The 20,610-nt window shown below is 60.2% G+C and carries 29 protein-coding genes; 11 read left to right on the plus strand and 18 right to left on the minus strand.

The features are described from left to right. Positions 1-7: 7 nt before the first annotated feature. The 11 genes from JT51_RS09485 to folK all read right to left on the minus strand — a co-directional run bounded on the left by JT51_RS09485 (position 8) and on the right by folK (position 8,367). Positions 8-481, minus strand: a complete 474-nt coding sequence (locus tag JT51_RS09485; protein WP_037311120.1) for a hypothetical protein — start codon at positions 479-481, stop codon at positions 8-10. Positions 482-623: 142 nt separating this feature from the next. Then, positions 624-1,301: a ribonuclease III gene (gene rnc / locus JT51_RS09490; protein WP_037311123.1), complete on the minus strand. Its 678-nt coding sequence runs from the start codon at positions 1,299-1,301 to the stop codon at positions 624-626. Next, complete coding sequence (gene lepB, locus JT51_RS09495) at positions 1,298-2,137, minus strand: signal peptidase I (RefSeq protein WP_037311126.1); 840 nt, start codon at positions 2,135-2,137, stop codon at positions 1,298-1,300. The genes rnc and lepB overlap by 4 nt, the downstream gene beginning before the upstream one ends. Before the next feature lie 57 nt (positions 2,138-2,194). Continuing rightward, entirely contained in the window at positions 2,195-2,614 is a 420-nt protein-coding gene (acpS, locus tag JT51_RS09500) for a holo-ACP synthase (protein WP_037311129.1), read from the minus strand. Beyond that, positions 2,611-3,072: an ABZJ_00895 family protein gene (locus tag JT51_RS09505; protein ID WP_037311131.1), complete on the minus strand. Its 462-nt coding sequence runs from the start codon at positions 3,070-3,072 to the stop codon at positions 2,611-2,613. The genes acpS and JT51_RS09505 overlap by 4 nt, the downstream gene beginning before the upstream one ends. Before the next feature lie 44 nt (positions 3,073-3,116). Next, positions 3,117-3,740, minus strand: coding sequence for a LysE family translocator (locus JT51_RS09510; RefSeq protein WP_037311134.1), 624 nt, complete (start codon positions 3,738-3,740; stop codon positions 3,117-3,119). After that, positions 3,737-4,483: a pyridoxine 5'-phosphate synthase gene (locus JT51_RS09515; protein WP_037312063.1), complete on the minus strand. Its 747-nt coding sequence runs from the start codon at positions 4,481-4,483 to the stop codon at positions 3,737-3,739. The genes JT51_RS09510 and JT51_RS09515 overlap by 4 nt, the downstream gene beginning before the upstream one ends. Then, positions 4,476-5,174 (minus strand): DUF2062 domain-containing protein, encoded by a 699-nt coding sequence (locus JT51_RS09520; protein WP_037311137.1) that lies wholly within the window; start codon positions 5,172-5,174, stop codon positions 4,476-4,478. The genes JT51_RS09515 and JT51_RS09520 overlap by 8 nt, the downstream gene beginning before the upstream one ends. Before the next feature lie 16 nt (positions 5,175-5,190). Further along, positions 5,191-7,323 (minus strand): RelA/SpoT family protein, encoded by a 2,133-nt coding sequence (locus JT51_RS09525; RefSeq protein ID WP_037311141.1) that lies wholly within the window; start codon positions 7,321-7,323, stop codon positions 5,191-5,193. Between the two features lie 26 nt (positions 7,324-7,349). Further along, positions 7,350-7,703: a DNA-directed RNA polymerase subunit omega gene (gene rpoZ / locus JT51_RS09530; protein ID WP_037311144.1), complete on the minus strand. Its 354-nt coding sequence runs from the start codon at positions 7,701-7,703 to the stop codon at positions 7,350-7,352. 94 nt (positions 7,704-7,797) lie between these two features. After that, positions 7,798-8,367 carry a 2-amino-4-hydroxy-6-hydroxymethyldihydropteridine diphosphokinase gene (gene folK, locus JT51_RS09535; RefSeq protein ID WP_037311147.1) on the minus strand — a complete coding sequence of 190 codons (570 nt, stop codon included), beginning with the start codon at positions 8,365-8,367 and terminating at the stop codon, positions 7,798-7,800. Between the two features lie 138 nt (positions 8,368-8,505). Here folK and JT51_RS09540 point away from each other — a divergent pair, with 138 nt between their 5' ends. The 6 genes from JT51_RS09540 to JT51_RS09565 all read left to right on the plus strand — a co-directional run bounded on the left by JT51_RS09540 (position 8,506) and on the right by JT51_RS09565 (position 12,338). After that, positions 8,506-9,081, plus strand: a complete 576-nt coding sequence (locus JT51_RS09540) for an NYN domain-containing protein (RefSeq protein WP_037311150.1) — start codon at positions 8,506-8,508, stop codon at positions 9,079-9,081. 196 nt (positions 9,082-9,277) lie between these two features. Continuing rightward, on the plus strand, positions 9,278-10,228 hold the full coding sequence (ispH, locus tag JT51_RS09545; protein ID WP_037311153.1) for a 4-hydroxy-3-methylbut-2-enyl diphosphate reductase: 951 nt from the start codon (positions 9,278-9,280) through the stop codon (positions 10,226-10,228). After that, positions 10,225-10,677, plus strand: a complete 453-nt coding sequence (locus tag JT51_RS09550; protein ID WP_037311156.1) for a DUF3429 domain-containing protein — start codon at positions 10,225-10,227, stop codon at positions 10,675-10,677. Before ispH ends, JT51_RS09550 begins: the two co-directional genes overlap by 4 nt. Further along, positions 10,674-11,258: a class I SAM-dependent methyltransferase gene (locus tag JT51_RS09555; RefSeq protein ID WP_037311159.1), complete on the plus strand. Its 585-nt coding sequence runs from the start codon at positions 10,674-10,676 to the stop codon at positions 11,256-11,258. The genes JT51_RS09550 and JT51_RS09555 overlap by 4 nt, the downstream gene beginning before the upstream one ends. Further along, a complete protein-coding gene (gene rnhA / locus JT51_RS09560; protein WP_037311163.1) occupies positions 11,251-11,718 on the plus strand; it encodes a ribonuclease HI in 468 nt (155 codons plus the stop codon). The genes JT51_RS09555 and rnhA overlap by 8 nt, the downstream gene beginning before the upstream one ends. Next, complete coding sequence (locus JT51_RS09565) at positions 11,715-12,338, plus strand: trimeric intracellular cation channel family protein (protein ID WP_037311166.1); 624 nt, start codon at positions 11,715-11,717, stop codon at positions 12,336-12,338. The genes rnhA and JT51_RS09565 overlap by 4 nt, the downstream gene beginning before the upstream one ends. A gap of 43 nt (positions 12,339-12,381) precedes the next feature. Here the strand turns inward: JT51_RS09565 and JT51_RS09570 are convergent, their stop codons facing one another. From JT51_RS09570 to def (JT51_RS09590), 5 genes are read right to left on the minus strand one after another with little or no spacing between them, the layout of a single operon-like run. After that, positions 12,382-12,618, minus strand: coding sequence for a GlsB/YeaQ/YmgE family stress response membrane protein (locus tag JT51_RS09570; RefSeq protein ID WP_037311169.1), 237 nt, complete (start codon positions 12,616-12,618; stop codon positions 12,382-12,384). Position 12,619: 1 nt separating this feature from the next. Continuing rightward, complete coding sequence (locus JT51_RS09575) at positions 12,620-12,874, minus strand: hypothetical protein (RefSeq protein ID WP_037312066.1); 255 nt, start codon at positions 12,872-12,874, stop codon at positions 12,620-12,622. 16 nt (positions 12,875-12,890) lie between these two features. After that, positions 12,891-13,796 (minus strand): methionyl-tRNA formyltransferase, encoded by a 906-nt coding sequence (fmt, locus tag JT51_RS09580; RefSeq protein ID WP_037311172.1) that lies wholly within the window; start codon positions 13,794-13,796, stop codon positions 12,891-12,893. A gap of 42 nt (positions 13,797-13,838) precedes the next feature. Then, a complete protein-coding gene (def, locus tag JT51_RS09585) occupies positions 13,839-14,333 on the minus strand; it encodes a peptide deformylase (RefSeq protein WP_037311175.1) in 495 nt (164 codons plus the stop codon). Beyond that, positions 14,330-14,848, minus strand: coding sequence for a peptide deformylase (gene def, locus JT51_RS09590; RefSeq protein WP_037311177.1), 519 nt, complete (start codon positions 14,846-14,848; stop codon positions 14,330-14,332). Before def (JT51_RS09590) ends, def (JT51_RS09585) begins: the two co-directional genes overlap by 4 nt. Positions 14,849-14,942: 94 nt before the next feature. On the opposite strand from def (JT51_RS09590), the gene JT51_RS09595 reads away from it, so the two are divergent. Further along, positions 14,943-16,115, plus strand: coding sequence for a MalY/PatB family protein (locus JT51_RS09595; RefSeq protein WP_037311181.1), 1,173 nt, complete (start codon positions 14,943-14,945; stop codon positions 16,113-16,115). A gap of 5 nt (positions 16,116-16,120) precedes the next feature. Continuing rightward, positions 16,121-16,648, plus strand: coding sequence for a L,D-transpeptidase family protein (locus JT51_RS09600; RefSeq protein WP_037311184.1), 528 nt, complete (start codon positions 16,121-16,123; stop codon positions 16,646-16,648). Here the strand turns inward: JT51_RS09600 and JT51_RS09605 are convergent. Beyond that, positions 16,645-16,998, minus strand: a complete 354-nt coding sequence (locus JT51_RS09605) for a hypothetical protein (protein WP_037311186.1) — start codon at positions 16,996-16,998, stop codon at positions 16,645-16,647. The genes JT51_RS09600 and JT51_RS09605 overlap by 4 nt on opposite strands. Positions 16,999-17,211: 213 nt before the next feature. Here JT51_RS09605 and JT51_RS09610 point away from each other — a divergent pair, with 213 nt between their 5' ends. Further along, positions 17,212-18,201, plus strand: a complete 990-nt coding sequence (locus JT51_RS09610; RefSeq protein WP_037311189.1) for a glutathione S-transferase family protein — start codon at positions 17,212-17,214, stop codon at positions 18,199-18,201. Here the strand turns inward: JT51_RS09610 and JT51_RS09615 are convergent. Continuing rightward, the gene (locus JT51_RS09615; RefSeq protein WP_037311191.1) at positions 18,183-18,545 is read right to left on the minus strand and encodes a response regulator transcription factor; all 363 of its coding nucleotides are present in this window, start codon (positions 18,543-18,545) and stop codon (positions 18,183-18,185) included. The genes JT51_RS09610 and JT51_RS09615 overlap by 19 nt on opposite strands. A gap of 184 nt (positions 18,546-18,729) precedes the next feature. Between JT51_RS09615 and JT51_RS09620 the strand changes: the two genes are divergently transcribed. Together JT51_RS09620 and cbiB are read left to right on the plus strand one after the other, a co-directional pair. Then, a complete protein-coding gene (locus tag JT51_RS09620; RefSeq protein WP_037311194.1) occupies positions 18,730-19,689 on the plus strand; it encodes a threonine-phosphate decarboxylase in 960 nt (319 codons plus the stop codon). After that, entirely contained in the window at positions 19,686-20,606 is a 921-nt protein-coding gene (gene cbiB / locus JT51_RS09625; RefSeq protein ID WP_037311197.1) for an adenosylcobinamide-phosphate synthase CbiB, read from the plus strand. Before JT51_RS09620 ends, cbiB begins: the two co-directional genes overlap by 4 nt. Positions 20,607-20,610: the final 4 nt, after the last annotated feature.

A 20,610-nucleotide genomic window follows, 5' to 3' on the forward strand; every position in this document is an offset into this window, starting at 1 on the left:
CGAAGGATCAGGCCGTCTGACGCTCGATCCAGCGTAGGATGGCGACCATCACGATGCCGTAAAGGACGTGCCCGATCAGCGCGACCCAGGCAATGCCGGTAAAATTCAGAAACGGCGGCAGGCCCGCAAAGGTCGTGACCCCGCCGATGGCAAAGACCCACAGGCCAAAACCATAGAGCGCCGAGGCCAAACCCCAATACCCCGGTCCCAAGACGCGGCTCCAGACCGGGTTGAAAACCAGCACCCACCCCAGCGGATAAGCAATCAGCCCGACGATGTAGAAATGCACGAAAAAGCCCAGAAAGGCGCTGCTGGGCAGTCCGAGGCTGGCCAGCAGGCTTTGCGCCAACCCCTCGGGCGACAGGTTGGCCCAACCGATCGAAGGGCTGATGACCTGCCCCCAGAAATCAAAGGCCATGGTGGCGAAAAAACCGGCAATGAACAGGAAGCCGACATAAGAAATGGTCTGAGTGCGTTGCATGGTGTGACTTTCAGAGCTGTTTGTTAATCGCCAAGGTCGACCAGACAAACAGGTTCGGCCTTGGCAGGCTGTCACACAGATACGCACGGCAGAAGTTTCTGCCAGATTCCTCAAGATAGTTTTACAATTCTGACAAAGTGCTTCAGCCCAGCCGGTCGAGCATTGCCCTTGCAGCAGCCTGTTCCGCCTGCCGTTTTGACCCGGCGGTGGCCTGCGCCTCGGTCCCGTCCTGAAGGCGAGCGGCAATGGTGAATATGGGCGCGTGGTCAGGGCCGCTGCGCTTGACCTCGACGTAAGACGGCGGCTTTTGCCCCCGCGCCTGCGCCCATTCCTGAAGCGCGGTCTTGGCGTCGCGGGCGTCGTCCTCGACCGTGTGGATGCGATCACCCCAAAGCGCCAGGATCACGTCGCCAGCAGCTTCGAACCCGGCATCGCGGTAGATAGCGGCGATGACGGCCTCCATCGCGTCGCCCAGCAGGGCCTGTTTGCGGCGACCGCCTGACAACATCTCGGATCGGCCCAGCTTCAACACCGCGCCCAGATCAATCTGACGGGCGACATCCGCACAGGCTTCTTTGCGGACCAGCGCGTTGAAACGGGGGGCTAGCTGCCCTTCCGAGGCTTTTTTGTCGGCCTCAAGCAGGGCGGTGGCCATGACCAGACCCAGCACCCGGTCGCCCAAAAACTCCAGCCGTTGATTGTCAGGCCGGGTGGTGGACGAGACCGAGCCGTGGGTCAGCGCGCGTACCAGCAGCTCGGGGTCGGCGAACTCATACCCCAAACGCTGCTGGAACGCTTTTATTTCAGCCGAAAGCTTCAATTGACCGCCTTAAAGAACCGGTCACTGCGCCAAGTCCAGAAGAACAGCATCGACCGGCCCGCGGACGAGAACATGATACGGTCCGCGCGACCGATCAGGTTCTCATAAGGCACATATCCGACGCCACCGGCCGATTGCGGCACCCGGCTGTCGTTTGAATTGTCGCGGTTGTCACCCATGAAGAAATAATGCCCCTCGGGCACGGTATAGATGCCGGTGTTATCTGATCCCTGATTGCCGATGTTCAGCACATCATAGGACACGCCATTAGGCAGGGTTTCGATCGAGCGCGATTTTTCGCATTCCCCGCCAATACCCACAGGTCCGTTTTCACAGCGCGGGCGCAGACGTTGCGGGCCTTGCGGCTCGGCGGTTTCGACGAATACCCCATCAGGCTGTTGCGGAACCGGGGTGCCGTTCAGGACGACCTGCCCCTGACGCACCTGAACCCGGTCGCCCGGCAGACCGATCAGACGCTTGATATAGTCGCGCCCGGTGACCGGGTGGCGAAAGACGATGACATCGCCGCGCTCGGGGTCGCCGCCCCAGATGCGGGTGTTGTCATCCCCCTGCATCCAGCCACAGATGTCTTCGGCATCGACATTCAAACCGACGCTGGGGATGATCAGGCTGGGGCAGGACGCATAGGAATAGCCATAGGCCATCTTATTGACGAACAGGAAATCCCCGATCAGCAGGGTCTGTTTCATCGAACCAGACGGAATCCAGAACGGCTGAAAGAACAACGTGCGGAAAATACCTGCAATCAGCAGGGCATAGACGATGGTTTTGATCGTCTCCCAGACGGGATTTCCGGTTTTGACGTCCTCGGCCATACTGCTCTCCGGTCCTTGGTTGGTTGGGGTGCTACATGCGGGGCGGATAGGGGCAAGTCAAGGCCGCGCAGGACCATCGTGAAGCGGGCGCGCCTCGATCACCACAAAGGCCTGTGCCCAGGGATGGTCATCGGTCAGCGTGACGTGAATGATCGCCTCGTGCCCCTCGGGCGTCATCTCTTTCAGACGCTCGGCGGCCCAGCCGGTGACCTGCATGACAGGCTGACCCGTGCGCAGGTTGGTGACGGCCATGTCTTTCCACGCAATGCCCATGCGCAGACCGGTACCCAGCGCCTTTGAACACGCCTCTTTCGCGGCCCAGCGCTTGGCATAGGTGCCTGCGGTATCGCGGCGGCGCTCGGCCTTGTGCTGTTCGGTGTCAGTAAAAACACGGTTGCGGAACCGGTCGCCGAAACGGTCAAGCGTTCCCTGAATGCGGTCGATGTTTGCGAGGTCTGTGCCGATGCCGAGGATCATTGATCTTGTTCTTTTTGGTTGCTTTTAGCAATCGCTCTGAGTTCAGCTTTGATGCAGAACGGAAAAACGACTGCGTTTGAGATAAACGCCACTGTCGTCAGAAACGCCATCAAATCCACAGTGTGGTCCGTGATGTACCAGAAGTGCAATATGTACATGCTGACTGGCCCGATATTAGACAATGCTAATAAAAAATAGGCTGACGAGTTCACCACAAGGAAAATCAAAGTTGCCAGGACAGCAAACGCCAGCACTTCACGCCAACCCGGCATGTGACCCTTAGAACGCGCTACCCCGCGTCCTGCAATAGCAGCTGCCAGAATCGCGGACAGAACCGGTATGCCGATATTCGTAAGGTCAATTCCGGTCAGGGTAAGTAAAACGACAATAGATATCGGCAGCAGATAACGGATGGCCACGAGCCAAACAGTGTATTGCCACAAGTCTATCCTTTGCAATTTCGCCTCCTGAAATCAACTTAAAGTACTGTTAACTTTATTTCTTACGACACCCGCACCGTCAGAATCTTGTAACTGGCCACCCCAAAGAACCCGGCAAAGGCAAAATCGAACCAGCGGCGGGTGCGGCGATAGGTGCGGACCATGCGCGCGGATGAGAACAGGAAAGCATAGCCGATGAAGATCAGCAACGATCCCGCATAAAGCAGGCCGAAATAACCCAGCAGCATCGCAAGGCTGGCGTCACTTGGCGCGACAATGGCATAGATCGACCCCCAGCTGAGGATCGCCTTGGGGTTGGTCAGATGGATGGCTGCCCCTTTGGCGAAGATTGTTCTTAGCGACCCCGTGACCGGGTTACCCAACGCCACCTCGTCCGAGGTCATGGCGCGGCGCAGCGCCTTGAACGCCAGCCAGCCCAGATAGGCCACACCAACATAGCGGATCACCTCGAACACCCAGACATTGGCCAGCATGATCGCCGACAGTCCCAGCGCCGCAGCGATGCCCCAGGCGGCGGACCCGGCGCAGATGCCCAGTGCAAAAACCAGCCCGGCAGTGCGGCCTTCGTTCATCGCGGTTCCGGCAATCCCCATGGTCGCAGGCCCCGGTGAGCCCCCCGCCATCAGCCAGGCAAGCCAGATAGCGACGAACCCGGATGTGATCATGCACGCGCCTCATCCATAAGGCGGCGCATTTCGGCGATGGCCGGGGTAAGGCCCAAAAAGATCGCCTCGCCGATCAGAAAGTGGCCGATATTCAACTCTCGCACCTCGGGAAAGGCGGCAACGGGTTTCACCGTGTCATAGGTCAGGCCGTGGCCCGCGTGCACCTCAAGGCCCAGAGAATGGGCAAAGCTGGACATTTCACGCAATGATTCCAGCTCGCGCGCGGCCTCGTCCTGGCGGCCCTCGGCATGGGCATCGCAATAGGCGCCAGTATGCAGTTCGATCACCTCGGCCCCGATGCGATGGGCGGCCTCGATCTGGCGTTGATCGGCGGCGATGAAGATCGAAACGCGGCAGCCGATATCGCGCAGGGGCGCGATGAAGTGGGCCAGCCTGTTTTCCTCACGCGCGACTTCAAGCCCGCCTTCGGTGGTGCGCTCCTCGCGCTTTTCGGGAACGATGCAAACCGCGTGCGGCTTATGGCGCAGGGCGATTTTCTGCATTTCATCCGTCGCCGCCATTTCAAAGTTCAGCGGCACCGACAGCACCTCCATCAGCCCATCAATATCGGCGTCCGAGATGTGGCGGCGGTCTTCACGCAGGTGGGCGGTGATACCATCGGCCCCGGCCTCTTCGGCCAGTTTGGCCGCGCGGAGCGGGTCAGGATAGACGCCGCCACGGGCGTTGCGCACCGTGGCCACGTGATCAATATTCACGCCCAGACGCAGGGGGTTATCAGACATCACGCGTTTCCTTTTTCAGACTATTGCCCGAGCCTAATGGCTTTGTCAGAAGAGTAGCAGGGTTTGCTTCGGCCCGGCGTTTGATTTCATCGAATTTTGCTTTGATTTTGTCGCGGCGGCGTTGCTGATAGGTTCGGATCAGCGGCAGGCTAAGGTAAAAGCACACTATCCCCGCCAGCAGACCGGGCAAGACGCCACCAATCATGTAGGGGTAAAACACTTCGCGGTAGAAAACCCCCAGCCCGTTCCAATCCGCGACCTGATCGGTGAACATCGCGAGAAAGTTGTTTTTCAAATCCCCCATTGCACCGGTAAATTTACCCATCAGACCGTGGGTTTCGCTTTTTTCAAACTCTGTCCCCAACAGAAAATGGCCGGTCTGCAAACAGATCACACCAATGGGTACATAAGTCAGAGGGTTACCGAAGAATGTGCCGCTGAGCGCCGCAAGGATGTTGCCATTCAGCAGCCGCGCACCGATGGCTGCAACGAGAAAGTGCAACCCATAAAACGGTGTGAAGGCGGCAAAGACCCCTGCGCCGATGCCACGTGCAATCCGCTCAGGTGAATCCGGCAGGCGGCGGACACGGTGCTTGACGTAGTGAAAGGCCCGCGCCCAACCCCCACGGGGATAGACGAATTCCGAAGCGATCCGGGCAGGCGAGCGTCGATCTCGGCGCTTGAAAACCACTCGTGATCACCCCTTCTCAGCCAGCCGCCATGGCGGTTTTGGACCTGTCCCGATACCGTTCGACCGCGGCAACATCGCTTTCAGCCTCGAGCATCAGCATCAGCGAATGCAGTTGTTCCAGGTCGCGCAGTTCGACATTGATCATAAGCCGGTAAAAATCCGGTTTGCGGTCGACAAATTCCAGATTGGAGATATTGGCCTTTTTCTCACCAATCAATGTGCAAATACGACCCAATACCCCGGCATCGTTTCCAATTGTCAGATCAAGCGTGGCACCATAGACGGCGGGGTGCGTGCCCGAATGCCAGTGCAGATCGACCCAACGGTCCGGTTCGCTTTCGAATTCGGAAAGGCGGTCGCAGTCGATGGCATGTACGACCACGCCCTTGCCGCGATAGGTAATGCCCACGATACGTTCGCCCGGCAGGGGCTGGCAGCAGGGCGCGCGGTCGAATTTCTGCCCCGGTTCCAGACCAATCACCGCGCGGCGCAGCGGGATGGCGTCGCCGTCATCCTGCGTCAGTTCTGGGTAGACCGCGCTGACGACGTCATGGGCGGTCAGTTCGGCACTGCCGAGGCGGGCCAGCAGCTCGTGCCGGTCTTTCAGACGCAGGTGTTTGGCGGCGGTATCCAGCGCCTTGTCGGTGGCTTTGCGGTTCACATGCTCGAAACCGGACCGGGCCAGTTCCTTGCCCAGCTTGATGAACCGCTCGCGGTCCACCTCGCGCAGGGCGCGGCGAATGGACGTTCGGGCCTTGCCGGTAACAGCGATTTCAAGCCATGTAACCTGCGGCGTCTGACCGTCGGCGGTGATGATATCCACCGATTGGCCATTCTTGATCCGGGTCCACAGCGGCACGCGAATGCCGTCCACCTTGGCCCCTACGCAGGCGTGGCCGATGCGGGTGTGGATGGCATAGGCGAAATCAATCGGCGTCGCCCCACGCGGCAATTTCACCACATCCCCTTTGGGCGTGAAGCAAAACACCTGATCCGAATACATCTCAAGCTTGACGGCTTCGAGGAAATCTTCGTGATCTTCCTCGCTGTCGAACTGTTCGGTCAGGTTTGCGATCCACTTGGCCGGGTCGACGGCAAAGGGGTTTTCCGAACGTACGCCATCGCGATAAGACCAATGCGCCGCAACGCCGGTTTCGGCCACATCGTGCATCTGGCGGGTGCGGATCTGCACCTCGACCCGTTTACCGTCGCGTCCCGATACCGTGGTGTGGATCGAGCGATAGCCGTTCGATTTCGGCTGACTGATGTAGTCCTTGAACCGCCCGGGAACCGCGCGCCAGCGCTGATGGATCGCGCCAAGGGTGCGGTAACACCCTTCCTCGGTCTGGGTGATGATACGGAAACCGTAAATGTCGGACAGGCGCGAAAAGCCCTGATCTTTTTCCTGCATCTTGCGCCAGATCGAGTAAGGCTTTTTGGCACGGCCAAAGACCTCAGCCTCGATCCCGGCCTTTTCAAGCTCATGCCGCATGTCGCCGGTAATGCGATGGATCACGTCGCCGGTTTCACGCTGCAAGGTGATAAAGCGGCGAATGATCGACTGGCGGCCTTCGGGGTTGAGAACGCGAAAGGCGAGGTCTTCCAACTCCTCACGCATCCACTGCATCCCCATGCGGCCCGCAAGCGGCGCGTAGATATCCATCGTCTCGCGCGCCTTGATCACCTGTTTTTCCGGGCGCATCGCCTTGATCGTGCGCATGTTGTGCAAACGGTCGGCCAGCTTGACCAGAATGACCCGCAGGTCCTTGGACATGGCCATGAACAGCTTGCGGAAATTCTCGGCCTGCTTGGTTTCGCGGCTGGACAGCTGCAGATTGGTCAGCTTGGTGACACCATCGACCAGCTTTGCGACCTCTTCCCCGAACAGCTCGGACACTTTGCCGTAATTGGCTTTGGTATCCTCGATTGTGTCGTGCAGCAGGGCCGTGATGATGGTTGCATCATCCAGACGCTGTTCGGTCAGGATGGCGGCAACGGCAACGGGATGGGAAAAATAGGGCTCGCCGGAATGGCGGAATTGCCCATCGTGCATCTGCTGGCCGAACTCATAGGCCAGTGCGATACGATCAGCATTTGTCTTGGGGTTGTAGTTGCGGACCAGCGCAATCAGATCGTCAGCAGAAATCATCCGGTCCGCACCTTCGTCTTTGGGAATTACCCCTGGCCTTGAGCCTCCATCAGAGCGCGCAGCAGCTTCTCTTCTGACATATCGTCATCGGCAGGTTTATCCGATTCCGCACCCATCAGCAGCGCCATCTGATCTTCTTCCGGCTCGTCCACCTCGATCTGGGTCTGGTTGGCCTCGATCAGACGTTCGCGCAGATCATCCGCACCCTGGGTTTCATCCGCGATCTCGCGCAGCGACACGACAGGGTTCTTGTCGTTGTCACGATCAACGGTGATCGGGCCACCGGCAGAAATCTCGCGCGCCCGATGGGCGGCCAGCATCACCAGTTCGAACCGGTTCGGAACCTTGTCTACACAATCTTCGACCGTCACGCGGGCCATGGGGCGCTCTCCGTTACTGAATCCATGTCAGGAAGAGGTTTATCTAAGCGCGAATCCCCGCCTTGACAAGCAGGAAATGCGGCACAGCCGCGGATCACAATGGGGTGACCGCCGCAATATCATCAGCCGGCAGGTCCCCAAGCATTTCCGCAACCGTCCGACCCAGCACCGGATGCCGCCAATCGGGGGCCACATCAACCATCGGAACCAGCACAAAGGCACGGTCCTGCAATCGCGGGTGTGGCAGGATCAACTGATCCGGTGCCTGGTGTTTCTGATCCTCCACCGGCAAGGCACGCCAATGGTCGAACCCCGCCCGATCCGGAAGAACCAAATCGTCATAACACAGCAAATCCAGATCCAGCGTGCGCATTCCCCAACGCTGAACCCGCTCGCGGCCATATTCATGTTCGACGTCATGAAGTACCCGCAACAGTTCGGCCGGGGATTTCTCTGTCTCAACCAACGCTGCAGCGTTCACGTAATCCGGCCCCGCGCCTGCCGGAAAGCAGGGCGTTTCAAAAAAGCGGCTGACGGCGCGAATCACCACCCCTTGACGCGAAATCGCGTCAAGAGCCTTGCGAAGTGTCACCCTGGGTCCTTCTTCTCTCAATTTGAGATTTGCACCCAGCGCAAGCACGGCTTTTGACGAAGAATTGCTCATGCTACTCCCTATATTCGGTGAATTGCATACTTGCGATACGGTTTAAAACCCCTAATTATAGACATATCAGCGCGCCGCCTATTTCTAGCTCACTCACGCATCATTCGGCGTTCTGGTTAGTACCGGAAGGATCAATTTATGTTTTATAAAGACGAACGGCTAGCGCTGTTCATCGATGGCTCGAATCTTTATGCGGCCGCAAAAGCACTGGGGTTTGATATAGACTACAAACTGCTGCGCCAGGAATTCATGCGACGCGGCAAAATGCTCAGGGCTTTCTACTATACAGCGCTACTGGAAAACGACGAGTATTCGCCGATCCGTCCCCTGGTCGACTGGCTGCATTACAACGGCTTCACCATGGTGACGAAACCGGCAAAGGAATACACCGACAGCATGGGGCGTCGGAAAGTCAAAGGGAACATGGATATCGAACTGACCGTCGATGCCATGGAACTGGCACCACGCGTCGATCATATTGTGCTGTTTTCGGGCGATGGGGATTTTCGCCCGCTGATTGCCAGCCTGCAACGTCAGGGCGTACGCGTTTCGGTGGTTTCGACCATCCGCAGCCAACCGCCGATGATCTCGGACGAGTTGCGCCGCCAGGCCGACAACTTCATCGAGTTGGAAGACCTGCGCGACGTGATCGGGCGGCCCCCGCGCGAAATGCCGATGGAGCCGCGCAGCGTCGCAGCCGCCAGCGGACAATAAACCCCGACCACTCACCAACCCGGGGATGACAGAAATCGGCGCGGTCAGGATTCACTCTCCTGACCGCGCCTTTTTCAACTGGGAACAGGTGCTGAGATTTCTTTTGGCTCGCACCGTTTCTTGTCGGTTCAATGACACAGTCCCGTCTGGACCAGGGCCAGGAAAAGACTTACCTGTGGCTTATGGAGACCGCGACATGACAAAGCCCCCCCTGATCCTTTACCTTGCCGCACCGCGCGGGTTCTGCGCCGGTGTCGACCGCGCCATCAAGATCGTCGAAATGGCGTTGGAAAAGTGGGGCGCGCCGGTCTATGTGCGCCACGAGATCGTACACAACAAATTCGTCGTTGATGGGCTGCGCGACAAGGGTGCCGTCTTTGTCGAGGAACTGGATGAATGTCCCGATGATCGCCCGGTGATCTTTTCCGCCCACGGGGTGCCGAAATCCGTCCCCGCATCGGCCGCGCAGCGCGAAATGATCTATGTCGACGCCACCTGCCCGCTGGTATCCAAGGTCCATGTCGAAGCCCAGCGCCACGCTGAGGCCGGGTTGCAGATGATCATGATCGGCCACAAAGGCCACCCCGAAACCGTCGGCACCATGGGCCAGCTGCCCGATGGCGAGGTGTTGTTGGTTGAAACAGTTCCGGATGTGGCCACCGTGCCCGTGCGCAACCCCGAAAAGCTGGCTTACGTCACCCAGACCACCCTGTCGGTCGATGACACCAAAGACATCGTCGCCGCACTTGAAGCACGGTTCCCGGCGATTGTCGGCCCGCACAAGGAAGACATCTGTTACGCCACCACCAATCGGCAAGAGGCGGTCAAGGCAGTAGCCCCAAAATCCGATGCCCTGCTGGTTGTGGGCGCGCCGAACTCGTCAAACTCGCGCCGTCTGGTCGAGGTCGCATCGCGCGCCGGGTGCAATTACGCCCAGCTTGTGCAGCGCGCCACCGAGATCGACTGGCGGGCGTTGGAAGGTATCTCCACCGTCGCGATCACGGCGGGCGCATCCGCCCCCGAAGTGCTGGTCAACGAAGTAATCGACGCGTTCCGTGCCCATTACGATGTCACAGTCGAAATGGTGGAAACCGCAGTTGAGAACGTCGAATTCAAAGTACCCCGTGTCCTGAGGCAACCCGCATGAATGGCATTCCAAGGGCCCCTCTGTTTCTGGGGCTGGCCGGGTTGATCCCTTTTGTCTGGGGGGTGTTGACCTATCTGAACGACGACCTGCACGCCTGGGGCACGCAGGCGCTTGGTTCGCGGTTTGTCGGGCCTTATATCCAGCTGTTTTACGGCTCGGTGATCCTTAGCTTTATGTCGGGCGTTTTGTGGGGGTTCGCGACAAAGACCTCTGGCGGCAAGGCGGCAACCTGCTATGTCCTGTCGGTTCTGCCCGCGCTTTGGGCCTTTGTCAAAACCGGCGGCGGGGCTGTCAGCACCGGCACCAACCTGATGTACGGCTTTGCCGGGCTGCTGGTTCTGGACGCCATCTTTGCCTATTGGCGGCTGACCCCGACCTGGTGGCTGCGTCTGCGCGTGTTGCTGACAGCCGTTGTTCTGGCCTGCCTGGCTGTAGGAGTGTACCTGTGACCGACGAAAGAACGATCAACGCCTATACGACCCGGGTGGCGGATTACCTCAAAATCCCCCTGCCCCCGGAGCAGATCGAAGCCCGCCTGACCTTTGCCGAGGCGGTGGGCACAGGCTATGTACTGGATCTCGGCTCTGGCCCCGGATCGGACAGCGCGTTTTTCCAGCGTGAGGGCCTGACGGTGCGGGCAATGGACGCAACCCCGGCCTTTGTCGACTACGCCCGTGAAAACGGTGTGGATGCATATCTGGGCACCTTTGACGATGTGACCGAAGAGGCAGAGTATGACGGCGTCTATGCCAGCTTTTCCCTGCTGCACGCGCCGCGCGCGGATTTCCCGCGTCATCTGGCAGCCATTCACCGGGCGCTAAAGCCCGACGGCATCTTTTTCCTTGGCCTGAAACTGGGCACGGGCGAGCACCGCGACGATCTGGATCGCTGTTATACCTATTTCTCACAGACCGAGGTCGAAGGCGCGTTGGGTCAGGCCGGTTTCACGGTCGACCGCATCACCACAGGCATGGGCACCGGTCTGGCCGGGTCTTATGACGGGTTCATTCTGGTGCTAGCCCATGCCTGAGCTGTTTGCCTATACCGATGGGGCCTGCTCCGGCAATCCCGGCCCGGGCGGCTGGGGCGTGCTGCTGCGCGCAACCGATGGCGATACCGTCCTGAAAGAGCGTGAGCTGAACGGTGGCGAGGCCGAAACCACGAACAACCGGATGGAACTGATGGCCGCAATCAGCGCGCTTGAGGCACTGGAACGGGCGTCGAAAATCACCATAGTCACTGACAGCGCCTATGTGAAAAACGGCGTCACGGGCTGGATATTCGGATGGAAGCGGAATGGCTGGAAGACCTCGAACAAGAAGCCGGTCAAGAATGTCGATCTGTGGCAGCGGCTGGATGAGGCGCAGACCCGCCACGATGTGACATGGGAATGGGTCAAGGGTCACGCAGGTCACCCTGAAAACGAAAAGGCCGACGAATTGGCTCGTGCCGGAATGGCCCCATTCAAACCGAAAAAGACCCAGGCATGAGCGGCCTGGCTTTGCTGGACTACGCCTCGGTGCTGGTTTTTGCGCTGACGGGCGCATTGGTGGCCAGCCGGGCACAACTGGATTTGGTGGGGTTTGCCTTTATCGCCTGCCTGACGGCGGTGGGCGGGGGTACCCTGCGCGATCTGCTGCTGGACCGGCACCCGGTGTTCTGGGTCGGGCAGCCGGGTTACATCCTGATCGGAGCTGGTGCCGCAATACTGGTTTTCTTCACCGCCCATCTGGTCGAAAGTCGATACAACTGGTTGGTCTGGCTGGACAGTTTCGCCCTGTCGATAGCTGTAGCGGCAGGCACCGGCGCGGCGCTGTCGCTGGGGCAATCTGGTACAATCGTGGTGCTGATGGGGGTCACGACGGGGTGTCTGGGCGGGTTGATGCGCGATGTGGTGTGCAACGAGGTGCCGCTGGTCCTGAAACAGGGTGAGCTTTACGTCTCATGCGCTTTGGCCGGTGCGGTGACCGCCGTGGCCACAAACCGCCTTGGGCTTGATGAACTGACCACGCTGGCGATTTGCGCACTAACCTGCTGGGCCTTGCGGGCGGGATCACTGCTGTTTGGCTGGAAACTGCCCGTCTACAAAAGCCGCCCGCCGCGCCGTTAACCGGCCAGCGGTCTGGCCGGTATCCCGCCCAAAGGTCAAAAGGTCAGCGGCGCAGATAGGTCTGCCAGATCCAGATCACCAGCAATGCGCCCAGCAGTGCGCCGACAAAACCCGAAAGCCAGCCCGCCACAGTGATCAGTGCGCGCAGAAGGAAGCCACCCACCAACGCGCCTACGATGCCGATCAGCATGGTGGTGGGAATATTAGCGTCGATCCGCATCAGGCGGGTGGCCAGAAATCCGGCGGCGGCACCGATTACAATCAGGGCGATGACGGGCATTCTACTTCCTCCAATGGGTCGGCACGATGGCCAACGCGCCAGCGGACGACAAGATGGCATTCAGGCCGGGCGACCCAATCCCAAGGCTAAAACCGAACATCCGGCCGAACATGATCTGGGCAAAGAAAAACAGAAAGGCCCCGCCGACACAAATGATGATGGATTGCAGATACCCATTGCGGGTAAAGCCGGTTTTCTCGGCAAGGCTTCCGACGGCGGCCGCGATCAGCACCGTCCCCATCAATGTCATGTACAAATCGTTCGTTCCTTTTTCAGATCCGCTGCCCGGCCGACACATCCCAACCGCGCAGGAATACGTCTGCGTCCTGTGCCCCCTTACCTGCCCGCTGTAGGCGCAACAGGTCAATCGCTCCGTCCCCGCAAGCCACGCGGAGTGTGTCATTCAGAACCTCTCCGGGTGCGCCCTGCCCTTCGGCCAGCCGTGAGGCCAGCAGCTTGACGCGCGCGCCTTCGATTTCGGTCCAGGCACCGGGGAACGGGGACAGACCCCGGATCTGGCGATCAACCTCGACGGCCGGGCGGGTCCAGTCCACCCGCGCCTCGGCCTTGTCGATTTTCGAGGCATAGGTCACGCCAGTCTCGGGCTGTGGCTCGGGCGTCAGATCGGGCAGTCGGCGCAGGGCCTCGACGATCAGATCGGCCCCCATGGGGGCAAGGCGATCATGCAACTCGGCTGTGGTCTCTTGCGCACCGATGTCGGTGGCTTTGCGCAGCAGAACGGGACCGGTATCCAGACCGGCCTCCATCTGCATGATGCAAATGCCGGTCTGTGCGTCGCCTGCCATGATGGCCCGGTGGATCGGCGCAGCCCCGCGCCAGCGCGGCAACAGACTGGCGTGGATGTTCAGACAGCCGTGAACAGGCGCATCCAGAATGGGTTGCGGCAGCAACAGGCCATATGCCACGACCACCGCCACATCGGCGTTGAGGGCGGCAAAAGCCGTCTGCTCCTCAGGGGATTTCAGCGAGACCGGATGGCGTACGGTCAAGCCCAGCGCCTCGGCCTGCGCATGGACCGGTGTCGGGCGATCTTTCTTGCCACGACCAGCCGGGCGCGGCGGCTGGCAGTAGACGGCGGCGATCTCGTGCCCGGCATCAACCAGCGCATCCAATACAGGCACCGAGAAATCGGGAGTTCCCATGAAAATGACGCGCATGATTGGCTCCGGGTTGTGGCGGGTGCCGGGCTGAAGCCCGGCCTACGTTGATTTTCGCGCTTTGCGCAGCAGCATGTCACGTTTGATCTTGCTGAGGCGGTCGAAGTACATCCGACCGTTCAGATGGTCGATCTGATGCTGAACGCTGGTGGCCTCGATCCCCACAAAATCGCGGCGGTCGACGATGCCCTGTTCGTTCAGGAATTTAACCGTCACAGCACGGGGGCGTTTCACCTTGGCCGAGACACCGGGCAGGTTCGGGCTGGCCTCATCATGTTCGCGCAGCTCGATCGAGCTGTGCAGGATTTCCGGGTTCGCCAGACGCACCGCCCGGCCCCGTTCGGCCGAGCCGTCGACAACGGCCAACCGCAACATCACGCCGATCTGCGGCGCAGCCAGTCCAACGCCGGGCATCGCCTCCATCGTGTCGATCATGTCATCCCAGATGGCCCGAATGTCGTCGGTGATCTCGGCCACATCCTGGGCCTTGGTCCGCAGACGATTGTCGGGCCATGGCAGGCAGGTGCGAACGGTCATGCGCGGGCCTGCTCGCGTTTCAGCTTTTGCATCCTGCGGGTGATCATTTGGCGTTTCAGCGGCTTGAGGTAGTCAATGAACAGCTTGCCGTTCAGGTGGTCGATCTCATGCTGTACGCAGGTTGCCCAGAGGCCATCGAATGTCTCTTGCCGCGCGTTGCCATCCTGGTCCATCCACGCAACATCCACCACTTTGGGGCGAGTCACCTCGGCGTATTGGTCGGGGATCGACAGGCAACCTTCCTCGTAAACATTGGTTTCATCCGACGAGGCGATGATTTCCGGGTTGAACATCACCAGCGGGCGGGGCGTCTCGCCCTCTTCCTTGATGCAGTCCAATACGATCAAGCGATCAAGAATACCAATCTGCGGTGCGGCCAGCCCAATGCCGGGCGCATCATACATCGTCTCAAGCATGTCATCGGCCAGTTTGCGCAGGTCGTCCGTCAGGTCGGCCACCGGGGCGCAGACCTTTTTCAGACGGGGGTCGGGATGGATCAGGATATTACGTTTCATGGGGTTGATTTAGGCCATCCCGCCCCCCGCCGCAACGCCCCCCTTGCACCTGCGGAATTTGTGGCTAGCTTTCGTCAAGACAGATGGAGCAGACATGACTTTCAACAACCAGATCGACCGCCGGGGCACCAACAGCTCAAAATGGGACAAGATGGAAAAGCTATATGGCATCCCCCCCGAGGACGGGCTGGCCATGTGGACGGCAGACTCCGACTATCCCACAGCGCCCTGCGTGATTGAGGTGGTGCGTCAGGCTGCCGATCATGGGGCCTTTGGCTATTCCTGGATGCATCCGGATTACCTGACATCGGTTCAGTGGTGGATGAAGAACCGCCATGCCTGGGATATCGACACCGATTGGGTGCTGACCTCGCAGGGATTGGGTAACGCAATTGCCCTGTGTCTGGATGTCTGGAGCGAACCCGGCGATGGCGTGGTAATCTTCAGCCCCGTTTACCACGAGTTTGCGCATAAGGTGAACAAATCGGGCCGCCGCGTGGTCGAATGTCCGCTGGTGCGCGAAGGTGATACTTACGCACTGGATCTGGACGATGCGCAATCGCGGCTGGATGGGTCGGAAAAGCTGTTGCTGTGGTGCTCGCCCCAGAACCCATCGGGCCGGGTCTGGACACCGGACGAGCTGCGCGCGGTGGCGGGTTTTGCCGAACGCAACGGGTTGATCCTGGTCTCGGACGAAATTCACCACGATCTGGTTTATCCCGGTCATACCTTCGTGCCGATGGATGTGGCAGCACCCGATGCGCGGCCCTGGACGGTCACGCTGACGGCGGCATCCAAGACGTTCAACATTGCCGGGCAGCGCACGGGTAACATGATCATTCCCGACGCAAAGCCGCGGGCCACCATGCGCCACCGGATTCAGACGCTGGATTATGACCCAAGCGCATTGGGCGTGACCATGATCACCGCCGCATATTCACCCGAGGGCGCAGCCTGGGTCGATGCGCAGATCGCGCATCTTGACGGCAACCGCAAACTGTTCGACGCCGCCATCGCCAACATCCCCGGGATGTGGTCGATGCCCCTGCAGGCCACCTATCTGGCCTGGGTCGATTTCTCGGACACCGGGATGGATCACGACGAATTCGTCCGCCGCCTGCGCGAGGATGCAAGGATCGCCACCTCGTCCGGCCCCGGTTTCGGCGCGGGTGGAGAGACATTTGAGCGGTTCAATCTGGCCACCCAACGCGCGCGGGTTGAAGAGGCATGCGCCCGATTGAAACACGCGTTTTCTGACTTGCAATAACAGATATGCGGCGGCTGACGCTCATATCTCTGTTGGTCGTTCTGGCAGGTGCCGTCTGGTTCGGGTGGCACCGCTATGGGCCGCGCGGGCCGGTGCCGCTAATGGCACCCGATGCCGCGCAGATTGACCACATCCTGATCGAAAAATCCGCCCGGCGGCTGACGGCAACCCTGAACGGCGCTGTGGTCATGCAGACCGACATTGCCCTGGGCTTTGCACCCGATGGCGACAAGCAACAAGAGGGGGACGGAAAGACCCCCCTTGGCGTTTTCAAGATCGACAGACGCAACCCCCAAAGCGCGTTTCACCTGTCACTGGGGCTCGACTATCCGCAGCCCGAGGATCTTCAACGCGCCCACGATCAGGGCATTGACCCGGGCGGGGATATTTTCATCCACGGGCAACCCAATGGCGTCGTGGGCTTGACCTTGCCTGGAGACTGGACCGCCGGGTGCATCGCCATATCAAACGCCGAGATCGCGCAGCTTTGGAGCCTGACACCAAACGGAACCGTGGTGGAAATCCGCCCCTAGTCCTCATACCCCAGCAGGGCAATCGGCGCATCGGGTGCGCGGTAGAAATCCAGCGGTGCCTTGTCGGCCGCGGCGGTGCTGCGCTTGAATTCATAGCGCATCTCTCCCGCGTCCTCATCATCCGCGATGATCAGGCATTGATACAGATGGCGGGCACCGTCGTAGATATCGACCAAACCGCGCAGTTGCGGCGTGGTTTCAGCCTCGACCGTGAAGCCATCCTTCCACAATCTTAGAATTTTGAACGTATTGTCGCCAAATTCTACACGCAGGCGGCTGGTTTTCTTTAATCCCGCGATTCGCGCCGCATCCAATTCGGCGCTCATCTCCTTAGAAACATAGGTCGTCATAATAAATTCCCCCCGGAAACAGACTCCATTGTGCGGCACCAAATGTAAAAATCCAGTGAAGACGGTCACATAATTCCGTTAGAATTCGAATTGTTGCACGAGCATCATAGGCCCGGCCTGTGCGCCAGCGCAGACCCGATGCGCGAACCCTGACGTGTGAAGGCATCCAGCGACGCCCTATGTTTGCCGAAATCGCAAGGCGGAGGATACGCAATGGGCCTGTTGGTCGACGGCAAATGGCACGACACTTGGTATGACACCAAATCCACCGGCGGCGCGTTCAAACGCAGCGCCGCGCAGTTTCGCAACTGGTTGACCGCCGATGGCACCGCCGGCCCGTCCGGCAAGGGCGGCTTCAAGGCGGAACCCGGGCGTTATCACCTGTATGTCAGCCATGCCTGCCCTTGGGCGCACCGCGCATTGATCTTCCGCGAGCTGAAAGGGCTCAGCGATCTGATCACGGTCTCGGTGGTGCATCCCGACATGCTGGACAAGGGGTGGACCTTTGAAACCGACGATCACGGCGCGACCGGTGATACATTGTACGGGTTGGACCATGCGTATCAGATCTACACCAAGGCCGATCCGACCTATTCGGGCCGCGTCACGGTGCCGATTTTGTGGGACAAAGCACAGGAAACGATCGTCTCGAACGAAAGCTCAGAGATCATCCGCATGTTCAATTCGGCCTTTGACGGGATCACCGGCAACACCGACGACTACTGGCCCGACGCAATGCGGGATGACATCGAAGAGGTGAACGCGCAGATTTATTCTGACGTCAACAACGGCGTCTACAAATCCGGCTTTGCCACCAGCCAAGCGGCATATGACGCAGCCGTTGGCCCGCTGTTTGACACGCTGGACTGGCTCGAGGACCGGCTGACCACGAACCGCTATCTGATGGGCGACCGTCTGACCGAGGTCGACTGGCGTCTGTTCACCACCCTGATCCGGTTCGACCCAGTCTACCACCTGCATTTCAAGTGCAACCGGCAGCGGCTGATCGATTATCCGAACCTGTGGGCCTATACCCGTGAGCTGTATCAGTGGCCGGGCGTGGCGCAGACGGTGAACATGCCGCATATCGTGCGCCATTATCACTATAGCCACGAAACGATTAACCCACACCGGATCATCCCGGTGAATCCCGATCTGGACTACATGGAACCGCACGGCCGCGATCAGCGCCCCGCCGCGTAGTGTTCGACCATCGCCGCCAGATCCTCTGGCGGCGTTGCGCTTTGTACATAGGCGCAGGCGTTCGGGCTGTGGGCAAAGATCGACCCGTCCGAGAAAAACGTGGTGTTGGTGACAAAGATCACCCGTGCCTCGGGGCGGCGATAGCTGGCAAAATCGGCAACCGCCAGCGCGCTGCCGGTTTCCAGAACCAGATCCAACACGATGATATCGAAGTCCTGGCCGTACAACGCCAAAATCGCAGCCTCTTGCCCCGCCACAAGCGTCACCTCCGCGTTGTGGCGTTCCAGATGCCTTTGCCAGACCCGACCAAGGTCGGGGTTACTCTCAACAATCAGAACTTTCATTTGCAACAACCTCGGCACTTGATAGAGTGTGTGGTGCCGACCCCCGTGGTCCGTGATCCCGTGATTTTCTTAACAAAGTGTTAACGATGACCTTCGTAGGCCCGGATCACGCGGATTCGCTTGTCAAAACGGCAAAATTCCGCTTGAAGCGGCAAAATCAGGCATTTTGGGGCGGATTACGTAAATGTGCAGTGACGAATTGAACCCGCGCAGCAAACGCGACCACGGTGGCGGTTTGGATGGGGCCATCGCACAATACGGCGGCACGCGCGCCGACTGGATCGATCTGTCCACCGGAATCAATCCGATTCCGTATGAGGTGTCGGGGCTGACCTCCCCAGACTGGGCCGAATTGCCGGACCACGGCGCATTTGAACGTCTGACTGAGGCCGCGCGCAGCTTCTGGTCGGTGCCAGATGGGGTGGCGATCCTACCCGCGCCGGGGGCATCTGCCGTGATCGCACGGGTTCCGGCGCTTGCCGCACAGGGCAAGGTACAGATCACGCCCCCGACCTATAATGAACATGCAGCGGCCTTTTCGGCGCAGGGTTGGGCCGTGCAGGCCGACGGACCGGCACAGGCCCGCGTCATCGTACACCCCAACAACCCCGACGGGCGGATCTGGAGCGCGGCAGATGTGAACGCCCCCCTGACCATAATCGACGAGAGCTTCTGTGACGTCTGCCCCGATGCATCCCTGATCCAACTGGCCGCCCGGCCCAGCGTGATCGTGCTGAAGAGTTTTGGCAAATTCTGGGGGCTGGCCGGGCTACGGCTGGGCTTTGCCATTGGACACCCCGACCTGATTGCCTGCCTCAACGACCTGACCGGCCCTTGGTCGGTCTCTGGCCCGGCTTTGCGGGTCGGCACGCGCGCGCTGACCGACACGTGTTGGGCTGACGCCACACGCGCCCGGTTGGCCGACGACTCTGACCGATTGGACCGGATGGTCACCGCCAAAGGCGCGCAACTGGTGGGCGGCACCACCCTGTTCCGCCTGTACGAGGTCGACAGTGCCGCCGACTGGCAGGACCGGCTGGCTCGCGCCCATATCTGGAGCCGCATCTTCCCCTATTCGAAGACCTACCTGCGGCTGGGCCTGCCGCCTGGTGATGGCTGGGACAGGGTGGAGGCCGCGCTGTGAGCACCGCCTTCCTGCTGGTCTGCGCCCTGTGTCTGGACGCCGCCTTGGGTGAACCCGACTGGCTGTGGTCGCGGGTGCGCCATCCGGCGGTGATTATGGGCACTGTCATCGGCTGGCTGGACAAACGCCTGAACCACGGCGCGCATCGGCGGTTGAAAGGTATCGCCGTAGTGGCGGTTCTGGTTGTCGGCGCGCTGATCCTTGGGCGGGCGCTGGCCCTGCTGGGACCGGTGGTCGAGATCATCCTCTGTGCCATCCTGCTGGCGCAGAAATCGCTGGTGTCCCATGTGCGCGAAGTGGGCGAAGGGCTGCGTGCCTCACTGCCGGAAGGACGCGCAAAGGTGGCCATGATCGTCTCACGCGATACGGGTGAGATGACCGAATCTCAGGTGGCCCGATCCGCCATCGAAAGCGCGGCCGAGAACCTCAGCGATGGGGTGATCGCGCCGGCCTTCTGGTTTTTGGTCGCCGGGCTGCCCGGGCTGCTGATCTACAAGGCTATCAATACCGCCGACAGCATGATCGGATATCGCACCGAAACCTATCGCGCGTTCGGCTGGGCCGCGGCCCGTCTGGACGACCTGCTGAACCTGATCCCCGCCCGCCTGACCTGCGTGATGATCTTGGCGTTGTCCGGCCAATGGGCGCGTTGGTCGGACATTGTGGCAGATGCGCGCCGCCATATCTCGCCCAACGCGGGCTGGCCCGAGGCCGCCATGGCCCGTGCCCTGAATGTGGCCCTTGCCGGGCCGCGCAGCTATGACGGGCAGCTGCGCGATCTGGCCTGGGTCAACGGCGATGCCCCGCACGAGATTGGCGCGCCGGAGGTTTTCCGCGCATGTGACATGCTCTGGCAGGTTTGGGGGCTTGCGCTTGGCCTCGTGTCAGTGTCGGTTGGGCTGAGTTTCATTTTCTGACGGA

Origin of the sequence: Ruegeria halocynthiae (genome assembly GCF_000743705.1) — a bacterium.
Lineage (GTDB): Bacteria > Pseudomonadota > Alphaproteobacteria > Rhodobacterales > Rhodobacteraceae > Ruegeria > Ruegeria halocynthiae_B.

Bases quoted from the DNA above. Each gene is read 5' to 3' on its own strand.
- JT51_RS09595 (WP_037311181.1), top strand. From the start codon at position 14,943: ATGACTTTCAACAACCAGATCGACCGCCGGGGCACCAACAGCTCAAAA.
- JT51_RS09540 (WP_037311150.1), top strand. From the start codon at position 8,506: ATGTTTTATAAAGACGAACGGCTAGCGCTGTTCATCGATGGCTCGAAT.
- JT51_RS09525 (WP_037311141.1), bottom strand. From the start codon at position 7,323: ATGATTTCTGCTGACGATCTGATTGCGCTGGTCCGCAACTACAACCCC.
- JT51_RS09565 (WP_037311166.1), top strand. From the start codon at position 11,715: ATGAGCGGCCTGGCTTTGCTGGACTACGCCTCGGTGCTGGTTTTTGCG.
- JT51_RS09615 (WP_037311191.1), bottom strand. From the start codon at position 18,545: ATGAAAGTTCTGATTGTTGAGAGTAACCCCGACCTTGGTCGGGTCTGG.
- fmt (WP_037311172.1), bottom strand. From the start codon at position 13,796: ATGCGCGTCATTTTCATGGGAACTCCCGATTTCTCGGTGCCTGTATTG.
- acpS (WP_037311129.1), bottom strand. From the start codon at position 2,614: ATGATCCTCGGCATCGGCACAGACCTCGCAAACATCGACCGCATTCAG.
- JT51_RS09550 (WP_037311156.1), top strand. From the start codon at position 10,225: ATGAATGGCATTCCAAGGGCCCCTCTGTTTCTGGGGCTGGCCGGGTTG.
- JT51_RS09610 (WP_037311189.1), top strand. From the start codon at position 17,212: ATGGGCCTGTTGGTCGACGGCAAATGGCACGACACTTGGTATGACACC.
- JT51_RS09515 (WP_037312063.1), bottom strand. From the start codon at position 4,483: ATGTCTGATAACCCCCTGCGTCTGGGCGTGAATATTGATCACGTGGCC.
- def (WP_037311175.1), bottom strand. From the start codon at position 14,333: ATGACCGTTCGCACCTGCCTGCCATGGCCCGACAATCGTCTGCGGACC.
- JT51_RS09600 (WP_037311184.1), top strand. From the start codon at position 16,121: ATGCGGCGGCTGACGCTCATATCTCTGTTGGTCGTTCTGGCAGGTGCC.
- JT51_RS09570 (WP_037311169.1), bottom strand. From the start codon at position 12,618: ATGCCCGTCATCGCCCTGATTGTAATCGGTGCCGCCGCCGGATTTCTG.
- ispH (WP_037311153.1), top strand. From the start codon at position 9,278: ATGACAAAGCCCCCCCTGATCCTTTACCTTGCCGCACCGCGCGGGTTC.
- JT51_RS09485 (WP_037311120.1), bottom strand. From the start codon at position 481: ATGCAACGCACTCAGACCATTTCTTATGTCGGCTTCCTGTTCATTGCC.
- rpoZ (WP_037311144.1), bottom strand. From the start codon at position 7,703: ATGGCCCGCGTGACGGTCGAAGATTGTGTAGACAAGGTTCCGAACCGG.
- JT51_RS09510 (WP_037311134.1), bottom strand. From the start codon at position 3,740: ATGATCACATCCGGGTTCGTCGCTATCTGGCTTGCCTGGCTGATGGCG.
- folK (WP_037311147.1), bottom strand. From the start codon at position 8,367: ATGAGCAATTCTTCGTCAAAAGCCGTGCTTGCGCTGGGTGCAAATCTC.
- def (WP_037311177.1), bottom strand. From the start codon at position 14,848: ATGAAACGTAATATCCTGATCCATCCCGACCCCCGTCTGAAAAAGGTC.
- rnhA (WP_037311163.1), top strand. From the start codon at position 11,251: ATGCCTGAGCTGTTTGCCTATACCGATGGGGCCTGCTCCGGCAATCCC.
- JT51_RS09605 (WP_037311186.1), bottom strand. From the start codon at position 16,998: ATGACGACCTATGTTTCTAAGGAGATGAGCGCCGAATTGGATGCGGCG.
- lepB (WP_037311126.1), bottom strand. From the start codon at position 2,137: ATGGCCGAGGACGTCAAAACCGGAAATCCCGTCTGGGAGACGATCAAA.
- JT51_RS09620 (WP_037311194.1), top strand. From the start codon at position 18,730: ATGTGCAGTGACGAATTGAACCCGCGCAGCAAACGCGACCACGGTGGC.